General features: G+C 54.4%; 21 protein-coding genes. 11 read left to right on the top strand and 10 right to left on the bottom strand.

From position 1 onward, the window contains the following. Positions 1-89 precede the first annotated feature (89 nt). Genes DDY07_RS21600 through DDY07_RS21610 form a run of 3 tightly spaced genes read left to right on the top strand, consistent with a single transcriptional unit; the run spans position 90 to position 3,059 of the window. Positions 90-845, top strand: coding sequence for a F0F1 ATP synthase subunit delta (locus DDY07_RS21600; protein ID WP_171697390.1), 756 nt, complete (start codon positions 90-92; stop codon positions 843-845). Beyond that, positions 805-2,274 carry a F0F1 ATP synthase subunit alpha gene (locus DDY07_RS21605; protein ID WP_171697391.1) on the top strand — a complete coding sequence of 490 codons (1,470 nt, stop codon included), beginning with the start codon at positions 805-807 and terminating at the stop codon, positions 2,272-2,274. The genes DDY07_RS21600 and DDY07_RS21605 overlap by 41 nt, the downstream gene beginning before the upstream one ends. Continuing rightward, positions 2,271-3,059, top strand: coding sequence for a F0F1 ATP synthase subunit gamma (locus tag DDY07_RS21610; protein ID WP_171697392.1), 789 nt, complete (start codon positions 2,271-2,273; stop codon positions 3,057-3,059). Before DDY07_RS21605 ends, DDY07_RS21610 begins: the two co-directional genes overlap by 4 nt. A 29-nt stretch (positions 3,060-3,088) precedes the next feature. On the opposite strand, the gene DDY07_RS21615 is transcribed toward DDY07_RS21610, so the two are convergent. The 3 genes from DDY07_RS21615 to DDY07_RS21625 form a co-directional block, all read right to left on the bottom strand. Continuing rightward, the gene (locus DDY07_RS21615; RefSeq protein ID WP_171697393.1) at positions 3,089-3,388 is read right to left on the bottom strand and encodes a type II toxin-antitoxin system RelE/ParE family toxin; all 300 of its coding nucleotides are present in this window, start codon (positions 3,386-3,388) and stop codon (positions 3,089-3,091) included. Then, the gene (locus DDY07_RS21620; RefSeq protein ID WP_171697394.1) at positions 3,382-3,567 is read right to left on the bottom strand and encodes a hypothetical protein; all 186 of its coding nucleotides are present in this window, start codon (positions 3,565-3,567) and stop codon (positions 3,382-3,384) included. The genes DDY07_RS21615 and DDY07_RS21620 overlap by 7 nt, the downstream gene beginning before the upstream one ends. A gap of 108 nt (positions 3,568-3,675) precedes the next feature. Continuing rightward, a complete protein-coding gene (locus DDY07_RS21625) occupies positions 3,676-5,031 on the bottom strand; it encodes a sigma-54-dependent Fis family transcriptional regulator (protein ID WP_171697395.1) in 1,356 nt (451 codons plus the stop codon). Positions 5,032-5,328: 297 nt separating this feature from the next. On the opposite strand from DDY07_RS21625, the gene DDY07_RS21630 reads away from it, so the two are divergent. From DDY07_RS21630 to DDY07_RS21655, 6 genes are all read left to right on the top strand, one after another. Continuing rightward, a complete protein-coding gene (locus DDY07_RS21630; protein ID WP_171697396.1) occupies positions 5,329-6,021 on the top strand; it encodes an MBL fold metallo-hydrolase in 693 nt (230 codons plus the stop codon). Between the two features lie 13 nt (positions 6,022-6,034). Continuing rightward, positions 6,035-6,961, top strand: a complete 927-nt coding sequence (locus DDY07_RS21635) for a sulfite exporter TauE/SafE family protein (protein WP_171697397.1) — start codon at positions 6,035-6,037, stop codon at positions 6,959-6,961. 102 nt (positions 6,962-7,063) lie between these two features. Continuing rightward, a complete protein-coding gene (locus DDY07_RS21640) occupies positions 7,064-8,932 on the top strand; it encodes a multicopper oxidase family protein (RefSeq protein WP_171697398.1) in 1,869 nt (622 codons plus the stop codon). Positions 8,933-8,963: 31 nt separating this feature from the next. Next, positions 8,964-9,995: a sulfite exporter TauE/SafE family protein gene (locus DDY07_RS21645; protein ID WP_171697399.1), complete on the top strand. Its 1,032-nt coding sequence runs from the start codon at positions 8,964-8,966 to the stop codon at positions 9,993-9,995. A 9-nt stretch (positions 9,996-10,004) separates the two neighbouring features. Beyond that, positions 10,005-10,424 carry a phosphate-starvation-inducible protein PsiE gene (locus DDY07_RS21650; RefSeq protein WP_171697400.1) on the top strand — a complete coding sequence of 140 codons (420 nt, stop codon included), beginning with the start codon at positions 10,005-10,007 and terminating at the stop codon, positions 10,422-10,424. Positions 10,425-10,454: 30 nt separating this feature from the next. Beyond that, positions 10,455-10,967: an aspartate carbamoyltransferase gene (locus tag DDY07_RS21655; RefSeq protein ID WP_171697401.1), complete on the top strand. Its 513-nt coding sequence runs from the start codon at positions 10,455-10,457 to the stop codon at positions 10,965-10,967. On the opposite strand, the gene DDY07_RS21660 is transcribed toward DDY07_RS21655, so the two are convergent. The 6 genes from DDY07_RS21660 to DDY07_RS21685 are packed head-to-tail and all read right to left on the bottom strand — an operon-like array spanning position 10,968 to position 18,684. Next, positions 10,968-13,094, bottom strand: a complete 2,127-nt coding sequence (locus tag DDY07_RS21660) for an EAL domain-containing protein (RefSeq protein ID WP_171697402.1) — start codon at positions 13,092-13,094, stop codon at positions 10,968-10,970. Continuing rightward, positions 13,091-14,743 (bottom strand): HAMP domain-containing sensor histidine kinase, encoded by a 1,653-nt coding sequence (locus DDY07_RS21665; protein WP_171697403.1) that lies wholly within the window; start codon positions 14,741-14,743, stop codon positions 13,091-13,093. The genes DDY07_RS21660 and DDY07_RS21665 overlap by 4 nt, the downstream gene beginning before the upstream one ends. Beyond that, complete coding sequence (locus tag DDY07_RS21670; protein WP_171697404.1) at positions 14,740-15,360, bottom strand: DUF1638 domain-containing protein; 621 nt, start codon at positions 15,358-15,360, stop codon at positions 14,740-14,742. The genes DDY07_RS21665 and DDY07_RS21670 overlap by 4 nt, the downstream gene beginning before the upstream one ends. Further along, entirely contained in the window at positions 15,357-16,385 is a 1,029-nt protein-coding gene (locus DDY07_RS21675; RefSeq protein ID WP_171697405.1) for a uroporphyrinogen decarboxylase family protein, read from the bottom strand. Before DDY07_RS21675 ends, DDY07_RS21670 begins: the two co-directional genes overlap by 4 nt. After that, positions 16,382-17,047, bottom strand: coding sequence for a B12-binding domain-containing protein (locus DDY07_RS21680; protein WP_171697406.1), 666 nt, complete (start codon positions 17,045-17,047; stop codon positions 16,382-16,384). The genes DDY07_RS21675 and DDY07_RS21680 overlap by 4 nt, the downstream gene beginning before the upstream one ends. Continuing rightward, positions 17,047-18,684, bottom strand: a complete 1,638-nt coding sequence (locus tag DDY07_RS21685) for an ASKHA domain-containing protein (RefSeq protein WP_171697407.1) — start codon at positions 18,682-18,684, stop codon at positions 17,047-17,049. The genes DDY07_RS21680 and DDY07_RS21685 overlap by 1 nt, the downstream gene beginning before the upstream one ends. Positions 18,685-19,084: 400 nt before the next feature. Between DDY07_RS21685 and DDY07_RS21690 the strand changes: the two genes are divergently transcribed. Continuing rightward, positions 19,085-20,374 (top strand): ATP-binding protein, encoded by a 1,290-nt coding sequence (locus DDY07_RS21690; protein ID WP_171697408.1) that lies wholly within the window; start codon positions 19,085-19,087, stop codon positions 20,372-20,374. A 94-nt stretch (positions 20,375-20,468) separates the two neighbouring features. Next, on the top strand, positions 20,469-21,008 hold the full coding sequence (locus tag DDY07_RS21695) for a response regulator (protein WP_033157719.1): 540 nt from the start codon (positions 20,469-20,471) through the stop codon (positions 21,006-21,008). Between the two features lie 108 nt (positions 21,009-21,116). On the opposite strand, the gene DDY07_RS21700 is transcribed toward DDY07_RS21695, so the two are convergent. Next, a complete protein-coding gene (locus tag DDY07_RS21700) occupies positions 21,117-21,893 on the bottom strand; it encodes an ATP-binding protein (RefSeq protein WP_171697409.1) in 777 nt (258 codons plus the stop codon). Positions 21,894-21,931: the final 38 nt, after the last annotated feature.

The raw sequence follows: 21,931 nt of genomic DNA on the forward strand, positions 1-21,931 counted from the left end.
GGGGTTTAAGATAGCGGAGAAACAAAAAATCGGCGGTTTTTTCGGAACAACGCCGCAAGTTCATATCCAACAAAACGGGTTACCCATCCATGATGCAATTCGACTGGACAACCTTTATCCTGGAAATCCTCAATTTCCTGGTCCTGGTGTGGATACTGCAACGCTTCCTGTATCGCCCGGTGCTGGCAATGCTCGATGCCCGGCAGCGGCGCATCAAAGATGAAACCGAGCAGGCCGCACAGTTGCGCAACCAAGCGGAAGCCCTGCGCCAACAATACGAACAACGGCTAACCGATTGGAATCAACAACAAGAAGCCAGTCGCCGCCAACTAGACGAAGAGTTAACTCAGTTGCGCAATACTGCAACAGAGAATCTGAAACAAACCCTAGCTGATGAAGAAGCTAAATTGCGGGTCCGCAACCAGACGCTGATTGCGGCAAGGGAAGCCGCTTTGATAAGGGAAGCTGCGGGCGCGGCTTATGGACAGGCGGCGGCGATGTTGCAACGGCTGGCTTCGCCGCAATTGACGCAGACTATTGTCGAGGTATTTTTGCAGGATCTGCTTAACATGCCGGATAGCGAACAAACTGCACTGCGCAAAGCGGCGGCGATGCTGATTGCCGCTTCTGCGGTCGAGGTGCTTAGCGCGCACCCGTTGAGCGAAGCCGATCAAGCGCGAGTGACGGAAACCCTGTCGAATGCTGCCGGACAAACCTTGCAACTCACGTTCAAGGAAGACCCGGCTCTGATTGCCGGCCTGCGCGCCATAGTCGGCGAATGCCAATTGCACGCTAATCTGGCCGATGAGCTGGCGTTTTTCCGGCGCCAAGCCAATCATGGTTGAGCCGGTTAAAGCCTACCAATTTGGCCTGCGTCTATCCGAGCGCGGTTGCGTGGCCGGCATCGGTGACGGCATCGCCTGGATACGCGGTTTACCCACTGCCCGGCTTGATGAATTGATCGGTTTCGACGACGGCAGTACCGGTCTGGTGTTTCAGTTGGGCAGGGAAGTGCTGGGGGCGATTCTGTTGTCGCAAAACCGTGGCGTCACCGCCGGCATGGCGGTGCAACACATTGGGCGTAAGCTGGAAATTGGCGTTGGCGATACTTTAATGGGACGGGTGGTTGATCCGCTCGGCAGTCCGCTGGACGGTTTACCGCCGCCGGAATTGCGCCAGTTTCGCTCACTGGAAGCTGCCGCGCCGCCCATCATCGAGCGCGATTTCGTCTCCGAACCTTTATACACCGGCTGTAAGATCGTCGATACGCTGATTCCCATCGGTAAGGGCCAGCGCCAGTTGATCATCGGCGACGACGGCATTGGCAAAAGTGCGCTGGCTCTGGATGCGGTTCTGAATCAACGCGGCCGCAATGTATTGTGCGTGATGGTGTTGATCGGCCAGCCGCGTTCTTCCGTCGCCGGTACCCTAGAAGCGCTACGTCAGGCCGACGCGCTGGCCTATACTGTGGTGGTGGTCGCCGAAGCCAACGCTTTACCGGGTTTTCGCTATCTGGCGCCGTTTGCCGGCTGCGCGATTGCCGAGCACTGGATGCGCATGGGCCGCGACACCTTGGTGGTCTATGACGATTTGACGCGCCACGCTCAGTCCTATCGCGAGCTATCGCTGCTATTGCAACGGCCACCAGGCCGGGAAGCCTATCCGGGCGATATTTTTTATCTGCATTCCCGGCTGCTGGAGCGCTCTACCGTATTGTCGTCGGCCTATGGCGGCGGCAGTATGACTGCTTTGCCGATTATCGAAACCCGCCAGGGCGAGCTGTCGGCGTATATCCCCACCAACTTGATCTCGATCACCGACGGCCAGATATATCTGGAGAGCAAGCTGTTCGCGGCAGGCATGCTGCCGGCCATCGACATCGGCCGATCGGTGTCGCGTATTGGCGGCAAGGCCCAGCATCCGGCAATCAAAACCGCTTCCGCGCATATTCGGTTGGATTATTTGCAGTTTCTGGAGCTGGAGTTGTTCGCCCGCTTCGGCACCCGTTTGGAAGCCGGTGTCGAGGAAAAACTGCAACGCGGCCGTTTGCTGCGGGAAATATTGAAACAGGACCGTTTGCAACCTTTGTCCGAACGCGCGCATCTGGCCTGGTTGCTGGCCTATGGCGAGGGTTTACTGGAAAACCTCAAACCGGAACATGCAGCGGGCGTATTGGCCGGGCTACTGGCAAAATTGCCGGATACGTTGACTTTGGATTCGCCGAAAAAGCAATGGTTGTCAGTGTTGCGGCAACTCTTGGCGGATAAAACATGAGCCAGCGCCGGGAAGTCGAGGCGCGCTTAGCCTTGTTCGACGATTTGTCCGGCATTCTCGGTGCGATGCGCAGTTTTGCCTTGGCCGAGCTGCGGAAAGTGGGCAAGCGCGAAGCCGCGCAACAACAAGTCGTGCAATCGCTGGAAATGGCCTTGGCCGATTTAGCCGACAGCTTGCCGGAGCCGGCTTTAAGCGCGCCCGCGAAAGACATTTGGCTGTTATTCGGTTCCGTGCGCGGCTTTTGCGGCAGCTTTAACGAAGACGTGATCCGCTACTGGCGCCAAAATGCCGATCAGCAAGGTCCGTTAATTCTGCTTGGCGAGCGCCTGCACCCAATGGTTAAGGAGCACGCCGCATTGCAACGGCTGCGCGGTGCCGAAGGTGGTCTGGATGCGCCGGCGGCGATAGATAGTATTCTGGCGGCGGTGGCAGAGCTGCGCGGCGTCGAATTTGGGTTGATAGCTTGTATTCGTGACGAACAAGGGGCGCGCAGCCAACGTCTTTGGCCTTTGGCGAATGTTGCCAGCCACGCCCGGCTAAACCCGCCGCTGACTTTCGCGCCGGCAGCGGAAGTGGCTCAAGGCGTTGCCGAACATTATCTGTTTCATACCTTGCTGGCCTTATTGTTACGCTCGATTCGGGTCGAAAACCACATGCGGCTGATGCAGATGGAAACCGCGTTGCGGCATCTGGAGCGCGGCGGCGAAGAATTACAACGGCAACGCAACCGGCTGCGCCAGGAAGAAATCGTCGAGGAAATCGAGTTGATGGTGGGGCGGCATTAGCAGTCTGCGTTTAGCCATTCAGTGCTTATTCATTCCCGTTGCAGATCTTCCTGTTTGAAGTCTCGCCGCTTATGAATCACACCATGGATATATAAGGTTTCGCCGATTATTTCGTAAAGTATCCGGTATGAATATACGCCGATTTCGCGCACATTTTCCTCGCCAATTTCGGAAACTGTCCTGCCCAGCTTTGGCATGATCGCCAGTACATCCACTTTAGCGAGAATGTCTTGCGTTACGCGGTTTGCGTAGAGTTTGGAATCACGAGCAATAAATTGATGTATCGAGTGGAGGTCTTCGCGTGCGGGTTTTGACCAAACAATCACCATTGTTCGATTTCGCGCTTTAACTCTTCGTGGTGAATGAATTGGTCTTCAGCGATAGCTTTGCGGCTTTTGCGTAACTTGTCGACGACGTACAGCTGATACATGATTTCGTCCATGTCTGCGTTGTCAGGCAAACGGTCAATCGATTCCAGCGCTTCCTGTTTTAGAGTGGGTGCTTGCATGAATAGAGTCCCATTGATGACTGGAGCTACACCATAAAACGCAATCAATGGGACGTCAATACGATATTTGCGCGGCGTTGACGTGATTAACCTGCCAATTGAGCGAGCCTATAGCCCATACTTCCGCCGTTTTCGCCAAAAAGTCGCCCGGCTCATCCCCGCAAATTGCGCGGCCTGCTCCAGATTGTCCGGGTTATTTGCCAAGGCTTCGCGGATCAATTCCGCTTCGTTTTGACTTTTTGGACGCGGGGCAGAGTTTTGTTCAAGCGTTGCTGCCGGTCTAAGCGGCTCACGAAACTCGGGTGGCAAATCGTCTATGCCGAGTTCGCTGCCGCGGCCTACCGCATAGGCGTATTCGACGACATTATTCAGTTCCCGGACATTACCCGGCCAGCGGTAATCCAGCAACAGGCGCATCGCTTCCGGCGCGATGCGGTCGATATGGCGATGGCCTTGGGTGTTATGCCGGTCTATCAGGTGTTGCAGCAACAGGCTGATGTCCTGGCGACGTTCGCGCAGCGGTGGCAGAAAAATCGGCACCACTCGTAAGCGATACATCAAGTCTTCCCGAAACCGCCCGGCCTTAACCTCTTCGCGCAGCGATCTGTGCGTGGCGGCAATAATCCGCACATCCACGCTGACCGCGCTATCGCCGCCCACCGGCGTGAAATTACGCTCCTGTATCACCCGCAGCAACTTGGCTTGCAGCTCCAGCGGCAACTCCGCTATTTCGTCCAAAAATAAAGTACCGCCGTTGGCACGTTGAAACAAGCCGGCATGATTACGCACCGCGCCGGTGAACGCGCCCTTCACATGGCCAAATAGCTCGCTTTCCAACAGGCTGGGAGTCAAGGCCGCGCAGTTGATCGCCAGAAACGGCTGATAGTGTCGTGGGCTTTCCAGGTGCAAGGCATGCGCCACCATTTCCTTGCCGGTGCCGGATTCGCCGCGGATTAACACGGTGGCTTCGGTTTCGGCGACGTTGCGGATGATTTTGATGGCTTCTTTCATGGCCGGGTCGCGCGACAGAATGCCGTGAAAGCTGTCGCTGTCGTCCGGTTTTTGCTCGGGCGCTATGTCGCTTTGCGGTTGCAGAAATTCAATCGCCCCGGCGAAGCCGCCGTTGTTGTCGTAGAAGGCGCGCGCGGTTCGATAACAATTCAGCGTCCGGCCATCCGGGCGATGTATCCGCACCGCTTGCGACTTGACGATGCCGAGTTCGGCCAGATTGCAGGGATCGTTGCCGCTGTCGCAATTCAGTGCGGTTTTGCAAGGCTTGCCTACGGTCTCGGTTGCGTTCAGGCCGAACAATTGTTCGGCGCCTTTGCTCCACAGCAAAATGTCGCTATTGCTGTCTACGATAAAGGCTGCGCCGCTTTCGAATAAATCGGTCAACACTTCTACGACTTGATCGGCGCCGATTTGGCCGAGCCAGCGTTTGAATAGGGGGGAAGAAGATGCCATGCGTTCAAGCTCGTTTTGTTTCAGTGATGTTTCAAGTGTATCAGCATCGTTTCAATATTTCATATTGAAACGCCAGGCGTGGCCGGCGCCAGACCGCTTCATCAAACCTATCGACTTAATTCTTTAAGGTAAGAAAACTAAAATAATCAGTTAAAACAAAGGTATATATCTATTTATCCCATGCTGGATAGCGCTGGATTTGTGGGCCGTGCGGATATAAATACTGCCGGTAAACTGGCACGAGTATTGATATACAGCACTTATATTCTTTTTACTTTGCGCTTAATGAGGCGGGTCATGATTTTCAGACAACTCTTCGAAACAGAAACCTCCACCTACAGTTATTTGTTGGGATGTGAACGCAGCCGTCGCGCCTGCCTGATCGATCCGGTGGCTTCGGAGCTGCCGATTTATATCGATTTGCTGCAAAGCCTGAACTTGAAGCTGATTTACACATTTGAAACCCATGTGCATGCCGACCACATCACCGGCGCCGGTTTGTTGCGGGAAAAACTGGACAGCAAGAGTGTGGTGCATCGGGATGCCGGCGCGCTGTGTGCCGATTTGCTGGTCACCGACGGGGTGTTATTGCAAGTGGGCGATCTGGATATTCAGGTCCGGCATACCCCCGGCCATACGGGTGGTTGCGTCAGTTATGTGATGGCTGATCGGGTGTTTACCGGCGATGCCTTGTTGATCGGCGGTAGCGGGCGCACCGATTTCCAGCAAGGCGATGCCGGCCAGCTGTATGACAGCATCACCGGCAAGTTATTCACATTACCGCCTGATACGCTGGTGTATCCGGGGCATGATTACCAGGGTAATACCGTGTCAACCATCAAACAGGAAATGGCAAAAAACACCCGCTTGGGCCAGGGGCGCACACGTGACGAGTTCATCGGCATCATGAGCGAGTTGAAGCTGGCGTATCCCAAGTTCATTGATCAGGCGCTGCCGGCCAATCAGTCCTGTGGGACGCCGGCCGAATAGGCGGAGTTAGCCGATGATCCTGACGCTAATCTTGGCAATCTGTATCGGCCTGCTGCTGGGCTTGCTGGGCGGCGGTGGCTCGATTTTGACAGTGCCGATGCTGGTTTACGTGCTGCATGTACCGCCCAAGACCGCTATCGTCACCTCATTTGTGGTGGTAGGCGTCTCCAGCCTGATGGCGTTGATCCCACATGCGCGGCGCGGCCATGTCTGCTGGAAAAGCGCGCTGGTATTCGGTTTGGCCGGGATGCTCGGCGCATTCGGCGGTGGCCGTTTGGCCGGGCATTTTTCCGGGGACTGGCTCATGGTGTTTTTTGGAGCGATTACCTTGTTGACGGGTCTGGCGATGATTTTCAAGAAAACGCCAAGCCAGCCGGCTGTTGAGCAGACGTTACCGATGTGTCCTTTACAAACACCGGTATTGCGATTGTTATTCGACGGGGTTTTGGTCGGTGGGCTGACCGGCTTGGTGGGGGTCGGTGGCGGATTTTTGATCGTGCCGGCATTGACCTTGCTGGTGGGGTTGCCGATGCCGGCGGCTATCGGTACGTCTTTACTGGTTATTGTCATGAACGCCAGCGCCGGCTTGAGCGGCTACGCGAATCACGCCCAACTGGATATTCCGTTGATGGCGCTGGTGACGGCGGGTGCGGTAATGGGCAGTTTTCTGGGTGGCTGGTTATCCAACTTCATCAGCGCGACGGCGTTACGCCGCGGGTTTGGTTGGTTCGTGATACTGGTGGCGGTTTATGTATTGTTTAACGCGCTGAGCTGGCAACTATTGGCATCGTTAGAGCTGTGGCAGGATGACGAACGTGCCTGGCGACGAGGCTTGGCAGGATTGGCCGCCTTGTTGGCGCTCGGTTTGATAGGCAACCGCATTCATAGCCATACGCCGCGCAGAGAAGCGTTGCCAATGTCGCCCCGCCATCACCTTTGAATTAGGCTAGACTAATATTGACGGTTGTGCTACGCCGTTGATTCCGCCATCCGGTGCCAACCGCCTGGCGTATAACTATAAAAAATCGTTTGAGGAGGGTATATGTCTTATTCAATCAATACGTCACGTCGGCGCTTTTTTGCACAAAGTGGAGCGGGATTAATGGCGTGGGCTGCGGCGCCCGCATGGCTGAGAGCGATGGAAAACATGGCCGAGATGCCGACGATGCCGCCGCGCAAAGCCTCGGCCAATTTTCACCCGGACGTGGAATTGGACTTGATCTGCAAACCAAACGCGGTGGCTATTTTGCCCGGCCAGCCCACGCGCGTGCAGCAGTATTTTGCGAAATTGGTGAAGGGACCGGCGCAGACTTTAACGGAAATTCCCGGCTCTTATTTGGGGCCGATACTGCGCTTCGAAAAGGGCCAAAAGATCAGAATCAATCTGCATAATCAGCTTAACGAACCGAGTATTACCCACTGGCATGGTTTGCATGTACCTGCGGAAGTGGACGGGCATCCGCTGTACACGATAGACAGCGGCCAAGTGTTTGTGTACGAATTTGAAATGCTCAACCGCGCCAGCATGAATATTTACCATCCGCATCCGCACAACACCACAGCCAAGCAGGTTTATCACGGTTTGGCGGGTGCGATTTTGGTGAACGACGAGGAAGAACGGCGCCTGGAACTGCCCGGCGGCGAATACGAAGTGCCGATCGTGATTCAGGACCGCAAGTTCGACGCGAATAATCAATTGCAATATGTGCATGCCATGCACGACAGAATGATGGGTTTTTACGGCGACCGGATTTTAGTGAACGGTCTGGCCAATTTTCAGCTCGACGTCGCCAGTCGAGCTTATCGTTTCCGCGTCCTCAACGGCTCAACGGCGCGCATCTACAAACTGGCTTGGGACGACAAATCGCCTATCACCGTCATCGGCACCGATGGCGGTTTGTTGGAAGCACCGGTCAATAAACCATACGTGATGCTGGCCCCCGGCGAGCGTTTGGATATTTGGGCGGATTTCAGCGGGCGTAAAGTTGGCTCTCAGTTGGTGTTGCGCAGCCGTTCTTTTTCCGGCGTATTGCCGGGCATGGCCGAACGGATGATGAGCGGTGGTCAAGGCGATCATGGCCGTATGGGTGGCGGCATGGGTATGCATGCCAGCGCCATACCGGTGGGTAGCGACTATCCGATTTTTACGGTGAAAGTCACCCGGCAGCAAAGTGATAGTCCGAAATTACCTAACAGCCTGGCGAAAATTAACCATTACAGCGTAAACGACACAGCCAATCCCGGTAAACCGGTGCCCATCGCTATTTCGGAAGGGCCGATGCGCATGGTTTTAAATGGCCGGCCTTATGCTTATAACGATATTTTGCCGAGCGAGCGCATTCCCGTAAATACCGTGCAATTGCTGGAAATTTTTCATGCGCATGGCGGTGGCGGACACGGCGATAAAGCCGGTGGCGAGCACAGCAGTGCCGAGAAGGCCGATGCCGGTTCCCACAAAATGGGCGGTATGGGCATGATGGGTGGTATGCGGCATGGTGATAACAACCAGGGCGAAGGTGAGCACCGGCGCATGGGTATGATGGGCATGCGCCACGGCGGCGAGAACGCAGAAGCCGGTGGGCATCAGATGGGCGGCATGGGCGGTATGAGCGGTATGAGCGGTATGGGAGGCGGAATGGGTATGATGATGTCCATGGCCCATCCGATTCATTTGCACGGCCAATATTTTCAAATCCTGAGCCGAACTATCGCCAATAACGAAAGCGCAGATTACGCCACGGTTAAAGAGGGTTTTATCGAAGGCGGCTGGAAAGACACGGTGTTGGTGATGCCGGGCGAGCGGGTCAAAATCATCAAGCCCTTCCAGGATTTCAAAGGTTTATTCATGTACCACTGCCATAACCTGGAACATGAAGATATGGGCATGATGCGCGATTTCCTGGTGGTCTAACCGGAAAGCGCCAATTGTCAGGGAGCGGGATATGACGATGATCAACAGGCATTTAACAGTCGAAGGCATGCACTGCCCTGGTTGCGAAGACACCATTCGCCTAGCGCTGGCCGATTTGCCGGGTGTGATAACGCTGGATGTCAGCTACGCGCGAGCGACGGTGGATGTGCAATTCGACGACCAGCTTGCCGACGAAGCGGTGATAGACCAAGCCATTCGTGCCAAGGGTTACGCTGTGGCACTGACGCCGCGGCCTGCCGGCGGTAAGCTGAAAGGCCTGTTGATTTTTCTGTTGTTATTGTTAGCGGTCGGCGGCGTGACGTTCTGGGGCAAGAGTTTGATGCCCGGCGTGATGCAACAAATATCACCGCACATGGACCAAGCGGTGTTGTTGGGCATCGGTTTTCTCACCGGTTTTCATTGCATCGGTATGTGCGGTGGTTTTGTGGTGGGTTACACCGATCCCCGTCAAGCCAAATCTCGCCAGCTGCTGGCGCATTTACGTTACGCAGTCGGCAAAACCTTGTCCTACAGCGCACTCGGCGCCGGATTTGGCTTGTTGGGCGCCGCCATTGCGATTACCCCGCCGATGCGCGGCGGACTGGCTTTAGCTGCCAGCCTGTTTTTGTTGCTGTACGGTCTGAAGATGCTCAACGTCTTTGCCGTCTTGCGCCGCTTTACCTTGCGCATGCCCAAGGCCGTCAATCGCCAGCTTGCAGATGAAATGCGCAAACCGCGCAGTGCTTTGCGTACCGGCTTGTTGACCGGTTTTTTGCTGGGTTGTGGACCGTTACAAGCCATGTATGTGATGGCTGCAGGCAGCGGCGACCCGCTACAGGGCGCGTCGATGCTGTTCTGGTTTGGTCTCGGTACGTTAGCGCCCTTGCTCGGATTTGGGTTCTTCGCCAGCCTGTTGTCGCCGATTTTCATGCGCCAGTTGGTAAAGGTTTCCGCAATATTGGTGATCGCGATGGGCGTGATGATGGCGCAACGCGGCTTGAAAATCGTCCAGGCAGGCCAGATGCCCGCAGCGATGCCTGCGCATACTCAGCCCGTTCAGTGAGGTAAAATTTTGGATATTCAGCGTTTCAGACAATTGAACGAGCAGGCCAAATTGCTGGCGGACGAAATAGGCAATTTGCTGATCGAAATATTTCATTATTTGGCCTTGTTTGTCATTGGTGCCAGTATTGTCTGGTCGGCGGTGGTGGCTTACGGCGGCATGATGCTGCAAGGCCACGCCACCATTGGTGACATTTTGCTGTTGTTTATCTATTTAGAGCTGGGTGCGATGGTCGGCATCTATTTCAAAACCAACCTAATGCCGGTGCGTTGTCTGATTTACATTGCCATCACCGCGTTGGCTAGGTTGTTGATCGCGGATATTCAAGCCCATCATCAGGCCGATATGGGCATTTTGTTGGTGTCCGGCGGCATTTTATTGTTGGCCTTGTCGACCGTGATTATTCGCAAGCCAAGTGACGATACCTGAACCGGCAGTTACAGATAAAGGAAGATTAAAATGAACAAATCATTACTGATTGCGGCGTTGGTGCTAACGGCTCCTATTGTCCAGGCTATTCCACCTGTCGATCCATCGCGCTTAGACGCAGTGCAAGAGCGCGGCAGCCATGTCATGCCGTTTGCGCTGGAAAAAACCCTGCATATTTTCAATAAGACTGATACTGGTGGTATTCAACAAGTGATCGCTAAGGATGCTGCTGACAGCCAACAAATTGGCTTAGTGCGCAGTCATCTGTCGCAACTGGCTACACATTTTGCGGCTGGCGATTTTTCAGGGCCGCGGCGCATTCATGGGGATGACATGCCGGGGCTAAACGCCTTGGCGTCGGCAGCCGGGAAAGTCAGTTTTGCCTATCGGGAATTGCCGAACGGTGCCGAGATCGAGTATCGGAGTGAAGATAAGCAGCTGATTGAGGCAGTGCACAGCTACTTCGATGCCCAACTCAGCGACCACGCTCGCCATGCTGTGCCCGGTGGACATGCTATGCATCATGGTGGTCATCAGCCATAGTTACTTTTCGGCGGCTCCGGCTTGGGGATGTGATTTTTCCAACCACTCTCGATTAGGATGCCAGTGGCTGATCCAGGCGGGCAAATCTGCAGCAGGCATCGGCCGCGCAATGCCGTAGCCCTGAGCGTTGTCGCAGCCCAGTTTCAGCAATAGCAAGCCATGTTCATCGGTTTCGACGCCTTCGGCTATTACTTGCCGATGAAAGGCGGCGGTGAGATTGATAATGCCGGCGACGATGGCTAGATCTTCCGGGTCGCCGAGAATGTCGCGAATAAAGGATTGGTCGATTTTTAAGGTGTCGGCAGGTAAGGCTTTCAGGTAAGTTAGCGACGAATAGCCGGTACCGAAATCGTCCAATGCAAAGCCGACGCCCAGTTTTTGGCATTCCTTCATCACGGCGGTGACGCGGCCAATATCCTCCAGTGCGGCTGTTTCCAGTATCTCCAGTTCCAGGCAGTGGGGGCGCAGTTGCGGGTGCGCAGCGAAGCCGGTTTTCAAGGTGTCGACGAAATCCTGGTGCAGTAAGTGGCGCGGGGCGATATTGATGCTGATGGCAATGTTCAAGCCCATGTCTTGCCACGTTTGCAGGTGGTCCAGGGCGCGGGCCAATACCCAATTGCCCAGGGCGATGACCAGTTCGGTGCCTTCTATGTCGGGTAAAAACGCCGCAGGCGACAATAAGCCGCGCTCGGGATGCCGCCAGCGAATCAAAGCCTCCGCACCCAGCACTTTACCCAGGCGCATATTGACCTTGGGTTGGAAATACAATTCGAACTGGTTGTTGAGCAGCGCGGCTTCGATTTGCGTTAAGGTCTCGCCGCGGACCAGCGCTATTCTGTCCAGTTCCTGATCAAACAGGTGGTAGCGATTTTTGCCGCGCTGTTTGGCGACATACATGGCTTGGTCGGCATGCCGCAGCAGCGTGTCCGCGCTTGCCAGGTCATCAGGGTATAGGGTAAGGCCCACGCTGGCCGATACGCAGACCTGGTTATCATCTATGCTCAACGGTTCCGCGACTTTGCAGAGCATGCGCTCCAATACCGCCTCGCATTCGCGGGTGTCGTTAAAATCCAGCAAGAGCAGCACAAATTCGTCGCCGCCGATGCGGGCGACGGTATCGCCGGCTCTGAGGCAGTCGCGGATGCGTAGGGAAATTTCTATCAGTAACTGATCCCCCGCTTCGTGGCCGAATTGGTCGTTGACCGGCTTAAAACCGTCGAGATCCAGATAGCATACCGCCATATGGTTGCCGGCGCGGTGTGTGTGGGCCAGCGCTTGGGCGAGGCGGTCTGCCAGTAATACGCGGTTGGGGATGCCGGTCAGCGGATCAAAATGGGCGATGCGTTCCAGATCGTATTCATGGTTCTTCAGCGGGGTAATGTCGGCCGACAAACCGATGTAATGATGAATTTTGCCGTCGTCGTCCCGCACTACCGAAATCGAGGTCAGCGCAGCAAAAACCTCGCCTTTTTTATTGCGGTTCCAGAGTTCGCCACTCCAATGATCGTGTGCGTTCAGTGCTTGCCATATGGCTTTGTAAAATTCCGCGGATTGCCGGCCGGATTTGAGAATACTGGGATTTTTACCCAGCACTTCCTCGCGCGCGTAGCCGGTAATTCGACTAAAAGCCGCGTTGACATCAATGATGCGGTTCTCGCTGTCGGTAATAACGACGCTGTCGTGAGTGTGGGCAAATACACTGGCCGCCAGGCGTTGCCCAGCCTCGCGGCGTTGCAGTTCTTGACGAAATTGTTCGCGTTGCAACAGATTGCGAATCCGCAAGCGGGCGATTTCGATGCTGATGGGTTTGGTCAAATAGTCCGCGGCGCCCAGAGAAAAGCCCAAGGCCTCGGCTTGAATTTCGTTCAAAGCGGTCACGAACACAATCGGAATGTCTTTTAACAGCGGACTGGCCTTGATCCGCCGACAGGTTTCGTAGCCGTCCATATCCGGCATCATGATGTCGAGCAGAATCAGATCAGGCGGCTCATCCTGCGCCAGTTCCAAGCCTTTAGCGCCGGAGGTGGCGATTTGAATTTGGTAATCGTCCTGCAAAGCCAAACCCAACAAGGCCAGGTTGGCGGGGGTGTCGTCGATGGCGAGAATTTTCAATTGTTTGCTGTTCATTCGGTTTGTACTCCATTCCAACCCAAGGCTGAATAAAGCTGCCGCAACAGCTGGCGTGCCTGGTCGAATTTCATTTCGTTAACCGACTGAGCTATTTCGGAAAACCGTGGTTCTAGCGCACTAGCGCGCAGTAAATTTTGCAATGCTTTAACGTGATTAATGGCATGGAACATGTTTTTGGCCAATAAGTTATCGAGTTCGTCCATTAGCGGCCGTAATTCTTGGTTGTGGTGCAGCAAGGCGATGTCTTCCGCACTGATTGCCGGGTCGGCTGCCGCAAAGAAGGGTTGCTCCGGATGGGCTGGCGCATCTTGATAATGTTCGGCATTGACTGCTGCGGAATACAGCTCCGCGCACGGGACGGGTAAGCGTTGTTGTGCGGAATTGTGGTTATGCAGTTGATAGTCAACCAGGTCGCAGCGAATTCTGAACCAGAACCGGGCGCCCCTGCCCGGACTACTCTCCACGCCGGCTTCGCCCTGCATCAGCCCGGCAAAGCGTTGGACGATGGATAAGCCCAGACCGGTGCCGGCGTAACGCCGCGTCGAACTGGCGTCGATTTGGGTAAAGGGTTTGAAAAGTAGGCTCTGTTGGTCGGCGGCAATGCCGATGCCTTGATCGGACACGGAAAATTCCAGTTGTGCTTGCGAGTCTTGCCGCCGCAACTCGGTTACCTGGATTTGGATTACGCCATGATGGGTAAATTTGATGGCATTGCTGACCAGATTTGACAGCATTTGCCTGACTCTGATTTGATCCAGTAGATAGCATTGCTCGCTTGGGCCGAGCCAGACGGTTTCGATTTGCAGGTTTTTCTGATGTGCGCTTTCCCCAAACAGCGACTGGACTTCGGTGATGATTTGCCGAGGCTGCGCGGCAGAGTAAACCAGCTCCAGCCGATTGGCTTCGATTTTAGACAAATCCAACACATCGTTTAACAGGGTTAATAGAGTCTGTCCGGATGCGAGGATAGTGCGGGCGCATTCTTGATGCTTGCTTGGGTCGCAGTCAGGTAGACTCAGCAGTTGCGCCATTCCCAAGATACCGTTCAACGGGGTGCGGATTTCGTGCGACATGGTGGCCAGGAAATTACTTTTGGCCTGGTTCGCGCTTTCCGCGATGCGGGTTTTGATTTCATTGCTCAATATCAGCGCCATGTGCGAGAAAAACGGCGATAGATAATCGCGCATTTGCGCGGAGCCCAACATGTCGGTCATTTTGATGGCGCCGATTAATTCTTTGCCCACCTGCAAGGGCATGACCCAGGTGCAGGCAATGGCCGGCGTCATGCCGCGCAGTAGCGTGTGCTCAGAATCCGAGGTTTGTTCGACAAAGCGGCGCTGCTGAAAAACTTCGTTGATTAAGGGATCGTCGATATGATCAATAATTTGGCGTTCGCCGGCTAAATTGGCGTAATGGATTGCCCCTGCGTCCAGATAATAAATTTCGACATTGCTGCCGCCCAAACTGCCGCACAAAGCAGTCATTAAGCTCTCTAACAACCCTTCGACGCCGGCGATGGGGTTTAACAACTCCAGCATGTGCAGAATCAAATATAGATTCGCTTTTTCTTCCGAAAGCTTGCGGACGCGGGTTTCCAATTGCTTGATTTGGTCCTGCAACTCTTGATGGGAGGGCGCTTGGGTCATTGTTCCGCAGCAAGCCGGCGTTGGATGGCATCGGCCAAAACGGTTTCCAAATGCTCCAGGCTGACATCCATCCATGCCAGCGGCAAATCCACGAAGCGCGCGGCGGTTTCGGCGGCGGCGCTGAAATCGCCGTTACAGGGGGTACGCAGCGCCAGAATATATTTATGACTACTGTGAAATATCTCCCTGATCACCGTCATGTTTGCGCCGAAGCAGGCGGTGATCATGGGTTCCCAGGTCAAGGCCCAGTCTTCCAGTAAAAAATACGCGCCTTTTTCCAGTTCCTGCATGAATAACTCGTAGCCGAGCAGCATGACGATACAGTTTTGGCCGTGGGTGCGGCAAGTGTGGTGGCCCTCCAGATATTTCTCCATCAACGGGTGGCAGCCGCCGTAAAACACCACGGTTTTTTCGCCGAGTTTCTCGCGTTCTTCCAGCGCCTGATTCAGCTCGGTCGACAAACGATTCAGGTAATTGTGCAAGGCCGAATCCAGATAATGGGTATGCACGTTCCAGTGATTTTTCGCGATTAGTCCGTCCACTTCCTTACGCAAAATGCCGCAGCCCACCATGGTCAGCGGAGTTTGATTTTCCGGATGTATCGCGAAGGTTTTCATGGCAGTCTCCCGTATTCGAATGCTGCATCGACCATAGTCCGAATATTGGCCTCGGGCACAGCCATTGGCATGACGCCGTTACCGAACAAAAAATGGCCGCCGGTTTTGCCGATTTCGATAATACGCTGCACTTCGGCGCGGGTTTGCTCGGTGCTCCAGTGAATCATTTTAATATCGTCGATCACCCCGCAGGTCAGGCCGCGATTACCGATCAGGCGTTTGGCTTCGGCTAAGTCGGCAAGTGGGCTGATGTAGTGAGTTTTGATGTGAAGTTCATCGAAAACCAAATCGATCACATCGTTAAAACCCGCCATGCCGCAGTAATAAACGATGTCCTCATTTCCGCCCGGCAGCAAGTCCCGGCGCATCCAGGGCATCACCTTTTGCTCAATTTGCTTGCGGCTGACGAAGTAGGGCGAGCCAAACGGCGTGGAGTAAATCAACACATTGGCGCCCAAGGCCCGTAAGGCGGCGATTTCCTGCCGGCAGAAATCCGAGCATTTGCGCAGCAGTTCGTCGCGGACATCAAACGGGCCGAGCAGGAATAACTCCATCCATTTATCCATACCCATCAAGATGGCCGGCAAGGTGGTCGAGGCCGTGACGTAGGCGCAAATCGGATGCGTGGTGCCGACTTCGCAGCACAAAATCTTTAGACAGTCGGCAACCGATTGCCAGGCCGGATGCTGTGTAATGTCGGTGGGAATGTCGAGTTTGGCAATGTCGTCCAGGTTTTTGATGACGAAGTCCGCGACATTTGGAACGCCGTCGTCGGCAAACAGGATTTCCCGGCAACCCAGCAACTCCGCTTCCTTGCCAACATAATGCAGGCTCCAGATGTTGTCGTAGCCGTAGCGCCGCAACAGGCGTAATTGGCCGTCGGCCACATATTCGCCCCTGCTGAAGTATTGCTTGGCGGGCATGCCCAATTCTCGGGCGCCGTGATCGGACATATTGCAAAAAACCGGAATGCGCGGCGCGGGGTTGCCGGTCGCCGCCGCGGTGAGGATTTCCATAGGTGTCATGGCTTGACCTCGCGAATCAGATCGACGATGACTTTGGCGGCGGTGACGCCATCCGGCGCCCAGGCATCCGCACCGACCTTGGTGTACAACTCCGGATCGAAACGGTAGGGAGCGCCGCCTACCGCCAGTTTGATTTGTTGTTCCAGACCACGTTCTTGTAACAAACTGCGCACACCCAGGCTGCCTTTTTCGCTGGTGGCGGTGTGGACCATCATCGCGGAAACCGCGATGACTTGGGCGTTCTCGGCTACCGCGGTATCGACGAATTTTTCGGCAGTGACGTTGGTGCCCAGGTCGACCACATCCACCATCAGCGATTTCAAGCAGCCGCTAACGATCCGTTTGCCCAAGGAATGCAAGTCGCCGTAGGCGGCACCGATGACGACCCGGCCTATCATTTCCGGCGGTTTACTGAATTTTTCCAGCATTTTTTCGGTGACGTCGGCCGCAATTTGCGCGGTCATGAAATGCTGGGCCAGATTGGCATCCGGATCTTTTTCGATTAAGGTCATCATCAACTCGATGGCCGGGATAACTAATTTGAAGACGATATCCTCGGGGCTGAATCCGTCGTTTAAGGCGTGATTGACGACCTCCAGGGCGGCCGGCTTATCGGTTTCGAATACCGCCTGGTTATAGGATTGAATATAAGCGTCGAGCATTATTCGAATTCCTCGATGGACATGGGCTGCAAGCGTAAATTGTCGATAAAGCGGTTTTCATATTCGAAAACCCCGCCAAGATTGACCACGCGCGCCCGTTGCACAATATTGTTTAACAGACTTGGCCCGGCCGGATTCAACAGCAGTTGTTCGCAGCCGGCCAGACTGGCATTGGCCAGCAGGCTGACCCGTTCGGGGGGTATAGGAGGCAGTAAGCCAACCCGAAACCCGCTGTTTAGGTCCAAATGTTGACCAAAACTTCCGCAAATCCACAGACGATTCAAATCGCTTATTGCCAAGCCTGCGTACGACATCAATTGTGACATGGCAGCGGCTGTCGATGCCTTGGCACGCTGGAAAATATCGATGTCGCTCGCAAAAATGGCACTTTTGGGAATGTCGGCTTGCAATAAAAAGCCTTGTTCGGACTGCGGTTCGGCGAAGCGTCCGGACGGTTTTAGATGCTTTTGGTCCAGTAGCAAGGCAATGGCATCAATGAAGCCGCTGGCGCAGTAGCCGCGCGCCTGGACATCTCCTATCGTCCGTAAGCCGCTTGCCGACACTTTGCAAATCGCACCGGCTTCTGCGGTTAAACCGTTGCGCATACCTACACCTTCGAAAGCGGGGCCGCCCGGCACGGAACTGACCCACAGGTTGCTGCCGTCCCACACGGCGATTTCGGTATTAGTGCCGAAGTCGGCCAACAGCATCGGTTGCGATTGTTCAGTAATCCCGGTTGCGAGCAGGTCGGCCAGTAAATCTGAGCCGATAAAACCAGCCAGCGGTTGGGCGATGTCGATGTCGGCATGCGGTGTGCGCCATATCTGCCGCCAGGCATCGGCATCGGCGGGCAGACATTCGATAGGGCTTTGCCAGTTCTCGGGCTGGTAGAGGCAGTCGCCGCTATTGCCGCAAATCAGCGTCAACATCGCGGTATTGCCCACTATTAATACTTTGCCCAGTTCCGCCAGTATCGGCGTTATTTCGCCCATATCGCGGCTGAGAATATCGCGTATGCCGTCGATGATGGCCGCGCGCGCTTCCCGGCCTATGCGCCGGCAATCTTGATCGTCCAGGCGCTCGGCATCCAGCCGGGTCAGAATGTCCGCGCCATGCGCGACTTGTGGATTGATGCTGTAGCGGGTGCCGATGCGTCGGCCGGATTGCCGATTCCACAATGACAGGCGGATGTGTGTCGTCCCCAGATCGACCGCCACGCCGTAGACATACTCGGAAACGGTAGGATTAGCGTGGGCTTGATAAAGCGGGGTGGGGTCCAGACTTTTCCAGGCGGAATGCGGCGCCGGATTGTCCAGATAAAGCGTGCAGTCGCTGCGTGCCCGCAACTGGCAGGCTAAACGTATGCCGCCAGCCAAATCTTCAGGAAGCAGCTTTTGCCGTTCCGCCAGCGTCGGTGGGTTAAATTCGCCGTCGACGGTTTGAATCAGACACGCGCCACAGGTGCCCAAACCGCCGCAGGCAGCGCGTACGCGCAAATCGGTGGTGTCGAGGACTTGGCGTACCGACAGATCGGATTTGAGCAGTATGCGTAACGTCTGATCGTTACTGCCGACCGTTGCCAGCATATCGCCAGCTGGGTGTGCCGGCAGTCCGGTATCGGGAGGGATGATGGTCATAGGCGATGGAAACCTGTAGGAGTAGTAGCAATTGCGCTTTCGCTTTCGCTTTCGTTGAGGCCTGGCATGATGGGGTTTGATCTATTCGGCATGGGCAAAACAGCCAGTGGTTTTCCCCTTTTATTTTAGTGTGTATTGGTGGTTTCGCTGATCCAATCTTGTGGCGTAAGCGATTTGTCTTTATCAGATCGGCTTTTACGGCATAAACTCCGTGATATGCGGTTATAAGCAGTGCCAAAAGGCACTTTAGGCTATCGGCACACTGTTCATGCTGGAATGTCATCAACAATCGGGTAAACTTTGCCGATGCGCCAAAAAGCGGGTTCGTGACCGGAATCGGCTTGCCTGAGACGCTTGCAGTCAATCCAGATCATGGTTCACCCAAGCCAACGGAATTTAGATGGAATCCGATAAACAATCGACAGAGCGCCAAGCCACCATTTTGTTAGTCGATGACGAGTCTATCAACCTGTCGGTTTTCGGGCAGTTTCTCGCCCCGTATTACCAGATTTTGGTAGCGACCAACGGGCAGCGTGCGTTGCAATTGGCGGGTGGTGCGCCAAAGCCGGATTTGATTTTGTTGGATGTGATGATGCCCGATATGGATGGGTATGAAGTCATCGGCCAGCTAAAAGCTGATCCCAAAACCGGCGATATTCCCGTGATATTCGTGACCGCCTTGACTTCTGATCTGGAGGAAGAGCGGGGTTTGTCACTGGGTGCGGTGGATTATCTTTACAAGCCGTGTCATTTGTCGATTCTATTGGCCAGAATCAAAACCCAGCTGGAACTGAAGCATGCCCGGGATTGGCTAAAAAACCAAAATACCTATCTGGAAGCCGAAGTGCAACGCCGGCATCAGGAGAATCAGTCTGTACATTTGCAACTATTGCAATCGGAAAAATTGGCGGCGATAGGGCAACTGGCGGCCGGCATTGCCCACGAAATCAATAATCCGATTGGTTTCGTCAATTCCAATTTGAATACGCTTAACGGCTATTTGCGCGACGTTTTTTGCGTGATGGATGCTTACAACGCCGCTTTAGCCGAAAAAAACTTTTCGGAGGAGGCGCTGCAAAATTTGCGCACGCTGAAACAAACCAAGCAGCTTGACTATTTGCGCGGCGATATTCCGGAATTGATTGCTGAGTCCATGGAAGGTTTGTCGCGGGTGCGTGACATTATTCAGGATTTGAAGGATTTTGCGCATGCCGATAAAAACGATTGGGAACTGGCCGATTTGCATAAAGGATTGGATTCCACGCTGAATATTATCAACAACGAGCTGAAGTACCATTGCACCGTGCACAAGCAATACGGCGAGATGCCCGAGATTTATTGCCTGCCTTCGCAATTGAATCAGGTGTTTATGAATTTACTGATTAACGCCGCGCACGCTATCGACACCAAAGGCGATATTCATATCAGTACCGGTTGCACGGAGCCGAATGTCTGGGTGGAAATCCGCGATAACGGCAAAGGTATTGCCCCGGAGAACCTGCCGCGTTTGTTTGAGCCGTTCTTCACCACCAAGCCGGTCGGCAAGGGCACCGGGCTAGGGTTGTCGGTTTCGCAGAATATCGTCCGTAAGCATGGCGGTAAAATCGAAGTAAGCAGCCAGCTTGGGCAGGGTAGCCGGTTTCGAGTCTGGCTGCCGATTCGGCCGCCGGAATCGGCGTCTGCCGAATAGTCCGGTGCGTCTGGCGGTTTTTGAATACTAAACTTGCAGAAGGGGCTTTACCTGCCAGACTATGTCATCAATAGACCACTGTTAGTGCAAAATCATGAACCAGGCAGATATTAAAATACTCATCGTCGACGACGAGCCGAACGTGCTGAAAGCGCTGACGCGGTTGCTGAAACAGTACGAACCCGTTACCGCAACCAGCGGCGAGGAAGCGCTGTTGTTAGCTGAGGAACATAGCTTTGATTTGGTGATTTCCGATTACCGAATGCCGGGTATTAACGGTATCGATTTTTTGATTTTATTCAAGCGCATGCAGCCGGATGCTGTGCGCATTGTTTTGACCGGCTTTGCCGATCTGGAAGGCGCCCAGCACGCCATCAATGAGGCGGAAGTATTTCGCTTTATCAACAAGCCCTGGAGCAATCTGGAAATTGTCAATGTGGTCGAGAACGGTCTGGCGCACAAACGGATGTTGTTGGAAAACCGGGCCTTGGCCGATCAGGTGCGGGCGCAGCAAATACTCCTGAATGAAAAAGAAGCGATTATTAAAGCGCTGGAAGCCGAGGAGCCGGGTATCACCCAAGTGAATTGGGCGCAGGACGGCTCGATTATTCTCGACGACGAAGATTTTAAATAGACAGTTATAGGTAATTCTTTCCGCGATACCGTTACCCCTGCGAAACCAGGGGGGTCTAGGTATTAAAGGTTCTCGCTCTATGCCGGAGCTGTGTTGTTCAGAGCACATTTACAGCTGTTCGGTACGTTCGTCATTACTAAAGGCATTGAAAAATTGCTTCGCGGTTCTGCCGTTTTTGGCGGCATTCTGATGGGCAAAATCCAGCGCCGATTTGTGTAAAGCCTCGCGGTTGCCGCGATAATCGACGAAATAGCTGTCGACAATATCCAGGTATGTCTGAGTATGCTGCGGGTAAAACGCCAGCCGCAAACCGAAGCGGTCGGACAGTGAGATTTTTTCCTCGATGGTGTCGGAATAATGCACCTCGTTGTCAGTCAGCAGCGTATCCAGATTGTCGCGCATATGTTCCGGCAGCAAATGGCGGCGATTGGACGTGGCGTAAAACAGCACATTCTCCGGCGGCATTTCAATAGAGCCTTCCAGCACGCTTTTCAGCGGCTTGTATAGTGCGTCGCCGTTTTCGAAAGACAGGTCGTCGCAATAAATAATGAAGCGCTGATTGTGTTCGCGGATGTCGTCGACGATTTCCGGCAGATACAGTAAATCTTGTTTATCCACTTCGATGACTCGTAAACCTTCGTGCAAATATTCGTTCAACAATGCTTTCACCAGCGAGGATTTGCCAGTGCCGCGCGCCCCCCACAACAAGGCGTTATTCGCCGGCAATCCCGCCAGGAAACGCAGGGTGTTGTCTATCATTTGCTGTTTTTGCGGCTCTATGCCCAGCAGTTGATCCAGCCGGATCGGATCGATTTGCCGAACAGGACGCAGAAACGCCTGGCGCTGACGCCAAATTGCCGCATAGGTGTGGTTCCAATCTATCATCTGTGATCCTTGGCTGGGGCCGGTCAAAGTGCCGGTTT

Source organism: Methylomonas sp. ZR1 (assembly GCF_013141865.1).
Lineage (GTDB): Bacteria > Pseudomonadota > Gammaproteobacteria > Methylococcales > Methylomonadaceae > Methylomonas.